General features: G+C 61.3%; 8 protein-coding genes. 7 read left to right on the top strand and 1 reads right to left on the bottom strand.

What is annotated here, in order from left to right; genetic code table 11:
- The 4 genes from M6D32_RS11975 to M6D32_RS11960 form a co-directional block, all read left to right on the top strand.
- A partial coding sequence (locus M6D32_RS11975) for an SMP-30/gluconolactonase/LRE family protein (protein WP_298256291.1) occupies positions 1 to 856 on the top strand: 856 nt, incomplete at its 5' end.
- 138 nt (positions 857 to 994) lie between these two features.
- A complete protein-coding gene (locus M6D32_RS11970) occupies positions 995 to 1,588 on the top strand; it encodes a GNAT family protein (RefSeq protein WP_298256289.1) in 594 nt (197 codons plus the stop codon).
- A gap of 9 nt (positions 1,589 to 1,597) precedes the next feature.
- Positions 1,598 to 3,232: a GMC family oxidoreductase N-terminal domain-containing protein gene (locus M6D32_RS11965; RefSeq protein ID WP_298256287.1), complete on the top strand. Its 1,635-nt coding sequence runs from the start codon at positions 1,598 to 1,600 to the stop codon at positions 3,230 to 3,232.
- A gap of 187 nt (positions 3,233 to 3,419) precedes the next feature.
- On the top strand, positions 3,420 to 3,956 hold the full coding sequence (locus M6D32_RS11960) for a transposase (protein ID WP_298256285.1): 537 nt from the start codon (positions 3,420 to 3,422) through the stop codon (positions 3,954 to 3,956).
- Positions 3,957 to 4,011: 55 nt separating this feature from the next.
- Here M6D32_RS11960 and M6D32_RS11955 read toward each other — a convergent pair whose 3' ends face one another.
- Positions 4,012 to 4,854 carry a MoxR family ATPase gene (locus M6D32_RS11955; protein WP_298256283.1) on the bottom strand — a complete coding sequence of 281 codons (843 nt, stop codon included), beginning with the start codon at positions 4,852 to 4,854 and terminating at the stop codon, positions 4,012 to 4,014.
- 189 nt (positions 4,855 to 5,043) lie between these two features.
- Between M6D32_RS11955 and M6D32_RS11950 the strand changes: the two genes are divergently transcribed.
- From M6D32_RS11950 to sseA, 3 genes are all read left to right on the top strand, one after another.
- Positions 5,044 to 6,219 (top strand): VWA domain-containing protein, encoded by a 1,176-nt coding sequence (locus M6D32_RS11950; RefSeq protein WP_298256281.1) that lies wholly within the window; start codon positions 5,044 to 5,046, stop codon positions 6,217 to 6,219.
- Positions 6,220 to 6,361: 142 nt separating this feature from the next.
- Positions 6,362 to 6,778, top strand: a complete 417-nt coding sequence (locus M6D32_RS11945; protein ID WP_298256279.1) for a rhodanese-like domain-containing protein — start codon at positions 6,362 to 6,364, stop codon at positions 6,776 to 6,778.
- Positions 6,779 to 6,904: 126 nt separating this feature from the next.
- On the top strand, positions 6,905 to 7,762 hold the full coding sequence (gene sseA / locus M6D32_RS11940; protein WP_298256277.1) for a 3-mercaptopyruvate sulfurtransferase: 858 nt from the start codon (positions 6,905 to 6,907) through the stop codon (positions 7,760 to 7,762).
- Position 7,763: the final 1 nt, after the last annotated feature.

Raw genomic sequence — 7,763 nt, 5'->3', positions numbered from 1 at the left:
TGTCGTGCTGGTGGAGATCCGCGGGCAGCGGCTGACGCGGGTTTATCCCGACGGGCGCAAGGAAGTGGTTGCGCAGATTCCCGGAGGTCCCAACGGCGCGGCGCTCGGCCCTGACGGCAAGATGTACATCTGCAACAACGGCGGCTTCTCCTGGATTCCGACCGGCAAGATGATCATGCCGGGGGCGCAGCCGGACGATTATCTTGGCGGCTCGATCCAGCGCGTCGATTTGCAGAGCGGCAAGGTCGAGACTGTCGTAACCAAAGGCGGCGAGCACGCGCTGCGCGGGCCGAACGATCTTGTCTTCGACAGGCAGGGTGGCTTGTGGTTTTCCGATCTGGGCAAGCGCCGCGCGCGCGAGATGGATGTCGGCGCCTTCTATTATCTCAAGCCCGGCATGGCGGACATCGTCGAGGGCGTGCATGGCGTCTTGCCTGCCAATGGCATCGGTCTCTCGCCGGATGAAAAGACCGTCTACATCGCGGAGACGCCGACTGCGCGGCTGTGGGCCTATGAGATTCCGGAACCCGGCGTGGTGAAGCCGCGCGACGTGATCTATCGCGGCGAGCGGGGAAAGCCGATCGCGGGGCTGGGCGGCTACCAGATGTTCGATTCGCTGGCGGTCGAGGCGAACGGCAATGTCTGCGTCGCCACGCTCGTGACCGGCTGCATTTCGGTAATCGCGCCGGACGGGGCGCTGGTCGAGCAGGTGCCGACCGGCGACCGCGTTACCACCAATATCGCTTTCGGCGGGAGCGAGCTGAAGACCGCCTACATCACGCTGTCCGGCAAAGGCGAACTCGTCGCGATGGACTGGCCCCGGTCCGGCTTGCCGCTGAATTTTTTGAATCGATGAACGAAGCGGCTTACGATCCTCATGGTGAGGAGGGGCGCATGAGCGACCCGTCTCGAACCATGAGGCCACCATACGGGCCTCATCCTTCGAGACGCGCTTTTGCAAAGCGCTCCTCAGGACGAGGAGAAGGAGACTTGAATGCCCTGGCCTGATCCGGTGACGCTTGCGGGCGCGCATGCGCGGCTTGAGCCGCTATCGCAGGCCCATCTGGCGGGGCTGACCGAAGCGGTGAAGGACGGCGATCTGTGGAAGCTCTGGTATACTTCGGTTCCAAAGCCGGAAGAGATGGCCCGGGAAATCGACCGCCGGCTCGGCCTGCAGGCGAAAGGCTCAATGCTGCCGTTCACCGTGTTCGACGCCGACGGCCTGATCGCCGGCATGTCGACCTACATGAATATCGACGCGACGAACCGGCGCGTCGAGATCGGTTCGACCTGGTATGCCAAGCGTGTGCAGCGCACGGCGCTCAACACCCAGTGCAAGTTGTTGCTGCTCACCCATGCGTTCGAAAAGCTCGATTGCATCGCGGTCGAGTTCCGCACGCATTTCTTCAACCATCAGAGCCGGCGCGGCATCGAACGGCTCGGCGCCAAGCAGGACGGCATCTTGCGCAACCATCAGATCGCGCCGAATGGCACGCTGCGCGACACCGTGGTGTTCAGCATCATCGCCTCGGAATGGCCGACAGCAAAAGCGCATCTCACGTTTCAACTCAATGAAAAGCAGCGGTGACCGGTCGTCATGGACACGTTCGACTATGTGATTATCGGTGCGGGTTCGGCCGGTTGCGTGCTGGCCAATCGGCTAAGCGAGGATGCCTCCACGAAAATCTGCATGCTGGAGGCAGGGCCGCGTGACTGGCACCCGTACATCCATTTGCCGGCGGGCTTCATCAAGACCTTCCATATGCGCAGCGTCAATTGGGCCTATCAACAGGAAGTGGGGCCCTGGACCGGCGGCCGCAGCATCTATGCGCCGCGCGGCAAGACGCTCGGCGGCTCGTCCTCGATCAACGGTCACATCTATAACCGCGGCCAGCGCCAGGACTTCAACACCTGGGCGCAGCTCGGCAATCGCGGCTGGGGCTATTCCGACGTGCTGCCGTATTTCAAGCGGCTGGAAACGCGCATCGGCCCGGGCGACGACACCTATCGCGGCCGCGACGGCAATCTCACCGTCACCACCATGGACTGGCAGGATCCGCTCTGCGAGGCGTTCATGGAAGGCGCCATCTCGCTCGGCATTCCGCGCAATCCCGATTACAACGGCGCGATCCAGGAAGGCGTGTCCTACGCCCAGCGCACCATCAAGAATGGTCTTCGCGTCAGCGCGGCCACCGCCTTTCTTCGTCCGGCGCTCAAGCGCGGCAATATCGATGTGCGCACGCATGCGCATGTCACGGAAATCGTCTTCGAGGGCAAGCGCGCGGTCGGTGTGCGCTATCGGCGTGGCGGCAAGAACGGCACGCTGCACGAGGTGCGCGCGGCCAGGGAAGTCATTCTCTCCGGCGGCGCCTATAACTCGCCGCAGGTTCTGCAATTGTCGGGCGTCGGCTCGCCGGAACTGTTGCAGTCGCACGGCATCGAGGTTCGTCATGCGCTGCCTGGCGTGGGCGAGGGATTGCAGGACCATTACGCGCCGCGGTCGGTGGCGCGGGTCAAGAACATCAAGACCATCAACGAGCGCCGGCGTGGCCTGAGCCTGATGGGCGAAGTCATCAAATGGGCGACGACGCGGCGCGGCCTGCTGTCGCTGTCGCCGACCATGGTCTACTGCTTCTGGCATTCCGGCGAGACCACCGAAAGCTCCGACCTGCAACTGACGTTCACGCCGGCGAGTTACAAGGAAGGCGTGCAGGGCACGCTCGAGGATCTGCCGGGCATGACGGTCACCTCCTGGCAGCAGCGCCCCGAGAGCCGCGGCTATGTCCGCATCCGCTCGGCCGACCCGTTCGCGGCGCCGATCATTCAGACCAACTATCTCACCGCCGAGCTCGACCGGCGCGTCGTCGTCGCCGGAATGAAGCTGGCGCGGAAGCTTTTGAAGGCGGAGCCGCTGAAGCCCTATTACGACTATGAGGATTTCCCCGGGCCCGACGTCCAGACCGACGAGGAATTTTTGCAGGCCGCGACCAAGCGCGGCACCACGACGTTCCATCCCGGCTGTACCTGCCGGATGGGTCCAGTGGACGCGTCATGGGCCGTGGTCGACGACCAGTTGCGCGTGCATGGCCTTGACGGCCTGCGCGTGATCGATGCTTCGGTAATGCCGCGGATGATTTCGGCCAACCTCAACGCCTCGACGCAGATGATCGCGGATAAAGCCAGCGACCTCGTTCGCGGCAAGACGCCAATGGAAGCGGTGGCGTTCAATTAGAGTCCGTTACCTTCACCTTCGTAGGATGGGTTGAGCCCTTGCGAAACCCATCTTGTGTCGTCAGCCCGTCTTGCAGTTGATGGGTATCGCTGCGCTCTACCCATCCTACCGGTCAATCGTGGGTGCCGTAGGATGGGTTGAGCGTTAGCGAAACCCATCTTTGCAAGTTGTGCTATCCTGGTCTGGCATGACCTCGTATCGGCGCAATTTTGTCTCGGGCGGAAGCTATTTCTTCACCGTCAATCTAGCGGACCGGAGGCTCTCGCTTCTGACCGCACATATCGAGTTCTTGCGCGAAGCGTTTCGCGTGACGCGCCAGCGCCACCCTTTCACCATCAATGCCATCGTTGTGTTGCCTGATCACCTCCACGCTATTTGGACGATGCCGGACGGCGATGCAGACTTCGCGACGCGCTGGCGGCTGATCAAGTCAGCGTTTTCACGTAGTCTTTCAGGTGGCGAGCCGGCTTCGGCGAGCCGTGCAGCAAAAGGTGAGCGCGGTATCTGGCAGCGTCGCTATTGGGAGCATACCATTAGCGATGAAAATGATTTTGCGCGTCATGTGGATTACATCCACATCAACCCTGTGAAACATGGACTGGTCGGACGTGTGTGCGATTGGGAGGCGTCGTCGTTTCATCGATATGTAAAACTCGGTCTTTATCCGATCGATTGGGCTGGTGACATGTCCCAAGATGGCTGCTCATACGGCGAAAGACGTTGAGCAGATGGAGTTGATGGGTTTCGCTGCCGCTCAACCCATCCTACCGTCGGCCGCCTTAAACTTCGCGTCGGCTCAAAAACGCCAGCCGCTCGAACAAATGCACATCTTGCTCGTTCTTGAGCAGCGCGCCATGCAGCGGCGGGATCAGCTTGCGCGGGTCGCGCTCCCTGAGCATTTCTGGCGTTATGTCTTCGTTCAGAAGAAGCTTCAACCAGTCGAGCAATTCCGACGTCGATGGCTTCTTCTTCAGGCCCGGGACCTCGCGCACCTCGAAGAAGATGCGCAAGGCTTCTTCGACCAGCCGCCTCTTGATGTCCGGGAAATGCACGTCGACGATCCGGTTCATGGTGTCGACGTCGGGAAACTTGATGTAGTGGAAGAAGCAGCGCCGCAGGAACGCGTCCGGCAATTCCTTTTCGTTGTTGGACGTGATCATCACGATCGGCCGCTTGGCGGCCTTGATGTTCTCGCCGGTTTCGTAGACGAAGAATTCCATGCGATCGAGTTCGAGCAGGAGGTCGTTGGGAAATTCGATGTCAGCCTTGTCGATCTCGTCGATCAGCAGCACCGGCCGCTGTTCGGACGTAAAGGCATCCCACAGCTTGCCGCGCTTGATGTAGTTCTTGATATCGGACACCCGCTCATCGCCGAGTTGGCTGTCGCGCAGCCGCGACACCGCGTCATATTCGTAAAGACCCTGCTGCGCCTTGGTGGTGGATTTGATATGCCAGGTCAGGAGCGGGGCCTTCAGCGCCTTCGCGACTTCTTCCGCCAACACGGTCTTGCCGGTACCGGGCTCGCCTTTGATCAACAGCGGCCGCTCGAGCACGATCGAGGCATTGACCGCGACTTTAAGGTCTTCGGTGGCGACGTAGTCCTTGGTACCGGTAAATTTCATCGAGGCCGTTGCCTTGGTTTGAGACGCGGAAACGCCTCTGGACAGGAAAAGACCGCCGGGACGGCGGTCGCTTGCCGGTAATGTAATTGAAAAACCTCAGAGGTCCATACCGATACCTGGCCCGCCGCGCCGCCCTGATCTACGCTAACGGCCCTTGACGAAGACCGGTGGGCGGGCAATCTGAAGGCCATGTTTTTGCAATTCTTCACATCGCTGCGCGAGGCCCAGGTCCCGGTGACCTTGCGCGAATACCTGACGCTGATGGAGGCGATCGACGCCGACCTCGCCGAGCAGTCGGTGGAGAATTTCTATTACCTGTCGCGTGCGGCGCTGGTGAAGGACGAGCGCAACCTCGACAAGTTCGATCGCGTATTCGGCACGGTGTTCAAGGGGCTGGAAAGCCTGCTCGACGCGATGCTGAAGGCCGATATTCCCGAGGAATGGCTGAAGAAGCTCGCCGAAAAGTACCTCACCGAGGAAGAGAAGAAGCAGATCGAGGCCATGGGCTGGGACAAGCTCATGGAGACCTTGCGCAAGCGTCTCGAAGAACAGAAGGGCCGCCATCAGGGCGGCAACAAGTGGATCGGCACTGCTGGCACCTCGCCGTTCGGCGCACATGGCTATAACCCCGAAGGCATCCGCATTGGCCAGGAGAAGAACCGCAATTTCCGCGCCGTGAAGGTGTGGGATCGCCGCGAGTTCAAAGACCTCGACGGCAATGTCGAGCTCGGCATCCGCAACGTCAAGATCGCGCTGCGCCGTCTGCGCAAGTTCGCCCGTACCGGCGCGCCGGACGAGCTCGATCTCGACACCACGATCAAGGAGACCGCCAATCACGGCTATCTCGACGTGCACATGCGTCCCGAGCGGCGCAATGCGGTGAAGGTGCTGGTGTTCTTCGATATCGGTGGCTCGATGGATTCCCATATCGAGCAGGTCGAGGAACTGTTCTCCGCGGCGAAAAGCGAATTCAAGCACATGGAATATTTCTACTTCCACAACTGCCTCTACGAGGGCGTGTGGAAGCAGAATCGCCGTCGCTTCACGGATCGCACGCCGACCTGGGACGTGCTGCATAAATATCCGCACGACTACAAGGTCGTGTTCGTCGGCGACGCCTCGATGTCGCCCTACGAGGTCATGGTGCCCGGCGGCTCGGTCGAGCACGTCAACGAGGAGGCGGGCTCGGTTTGGCTCGAGCGCATCACGCGCACCTACCCGCATGCGGTGTGGCTCAATCCGGTCGCGCAGCGGCATTGGGACTATTCGGAATCGACCACCATCATTCGCCGTCTCTTTTCCGAGCGCATGTACCCGATCACGATCGAGGGTCTGGAAAATGCGATGAAGGAGTTGGTGCGGTAGAAGACAACGTCGTTCCGGGGCGCTTAGCGAACTACGATGTGCAATTGCACATCGGAGAACTCGAGATTCTCAGGTGCGCAATTGCGCACCATAGCTCGATGCTTTGCATCGCCCCGGAATGACCGGGAAGGAGGTTCAGGCAATGTCCCAGACTATTCATCGCGGCATCAAGACCCTGATTGACGAGGCCAATGCCTCAATCGAAACCTTGAGCGCCGCCGACGCGATCAAGGCCGCGCAAAGTGGTGACGTCGTGATCGTCGATATCCGCGATCCGCGCGAGCTCGAGCGTGACGGCAGGGTCCCCGGCTCGTTCTCCTGTACCCGCGGCATGCTGGAATTCTGGATCGATCCGGAGAGTCCTTACGCCAAACCGGTGTTTCAGCAGGACAAGAAATTCATTTTCTATTGCGCCGGCGGTCTGCGCTCGGCGCTCGCGGCCAAGACCGCGCAGGACATGGGCCTGAAGCCGGTCGCGCATATTGCCGGTGGTTATGCCGCCTGGCGCGACGCCGGCGGACCGACCGAGAAATGGGAATCGAAGAAGCCGAAGAGGTGATTAGCTTGTCACATGCGGGCTTGACCCGCGTGTCCATCCCGCGAAGAGATGGATGACCGGCTGAATTGCGAAGACGCGCTTCGCGCTTTCGCCGGCCATGACGACAGAGCCAAGAGAGATTCATCGATGACCACCAACAACGATCCGCTTGTCTCCACCGAATGGCTGGCTGCGCACCTAAAGGATGCGAACGTCAAACTTCTCGACGCGACGTTCAAGCTGCCGGGCGTCCTGCCGCTGCCGAGGGACGATTATCTCGCCGCGCACATTCCGGGCGCAGTCTATTTCGACGTCGATGCGGTGTCGGATCATTCCGATCCGCTGCCGCACATGTTTCCGAGCGCCGAACAGTTCGGCCGCGACGTCGGCGGGCTCGGCATCTCGAACGGCGACACGGTGGTGATCTACGATTCCGGCGGTTGGGTCGCAGCGCCACGGGTGTGGTGGATGTTCCTGTCTTACGGTCATCGCGACGTCCGCATTCTCAATGGCGGGTTGAAGAAGTGGCGCGCCGAAGGGCGTCCCGTCGAGAGCGGCGAGGCGAAGGCCATGCCTGGTGCTTTCAAAGCGAGCTATGACGCGAAGCGCGTTCGATCAATCGAACAGATGATCGCCAATGTCGCCAGCCGGACCGAACAGGTGATCGACGCGCGCGCGGCCGACCGCTTCGAAGGGCGTGCGGCTGAACCGCGGGCGGGCATTCGTTCGGGCCACATTCCCGGCGCGCTCAACCTGCCCTACAACAACCTGTTCGATGCGGCGACCGGCACGATGAAGCCGCTCGACGATTTGCGTAAAGCCTTTACCGGCGCCGGCGTCGATACTGCAAAGCCGATCGTGACAAGTTGCGGCTCGGGGGTGTCGGCGGCGGTGCTGACGCTCGCGCTCTATCGGCTCGGCGTCGAAAACACCGCCCTCTATGACGGCTCATGGTCGGAATGGGGCAAGGCCGACGGCCCTGCGATCGCAACCGGGCCGGCCTGAT

The organism is Bradyrhizobium sp. (genome assembly GCF_027307225.1).
Classification (GTDB): Bacteria; Pseudomonadota; Alphaproteobacteria; order Rhizobiales; family Xanthobacteraceae; genus Bradyrhizobium.
This window is presented reverse-complemented; position numbering and strand designations above follow the sequence as displayed.

Coding starts and splice junctions, on each gene's coding strand:
- M6D32_RS11970 (WP_298256289.1), top strand. CDS start 995: ATGCCCTGGCCTGATCCGGTGACGCTTGCGGGCGCGCATGCGCGGCTT.
- M6D32_RS11965 (WP_298256287.1), top strand. CDS start 1,598: ATGGACACGTTCGACTATGTGATTATCGGTGCGGGTTCGGCCGGTTGC.
- M6D32_RS11960 (WP_298256285.1), top strand. CDS start 3,420: ATGACCTCGTATCGGCGCAATTTTGTCTCGGGCGGAAGCTATTTCTTC.
- M6D32_RS11955 (WP_298256283.1), bottom strand. CDS start 4,854: ATGAAATTTACCGGTACCAAGGACTACGTCGCCACCGAAGACCTTAAA.
- M6D32_RS11950 (WP_298256281.1), top strand. CDS start 5,044: ATGTTTTTGCAATTCTTCACATCGCTGCGCGAGGCCCAGGTCCCGGTG.
- M6D32_RS11945 (WP_298256279.1), top strand. CDS start 6,362: ATGTCCCAGACTATTCATCGCGGCATCAAGACCCTGATTGACGAGGCC.
- sseA (WP_298256277.1), top strand. CDS start 6,905: ATGACCACCAACAACGATCCGCTTGTCTCCACCGAATGGCTGGCTGCG.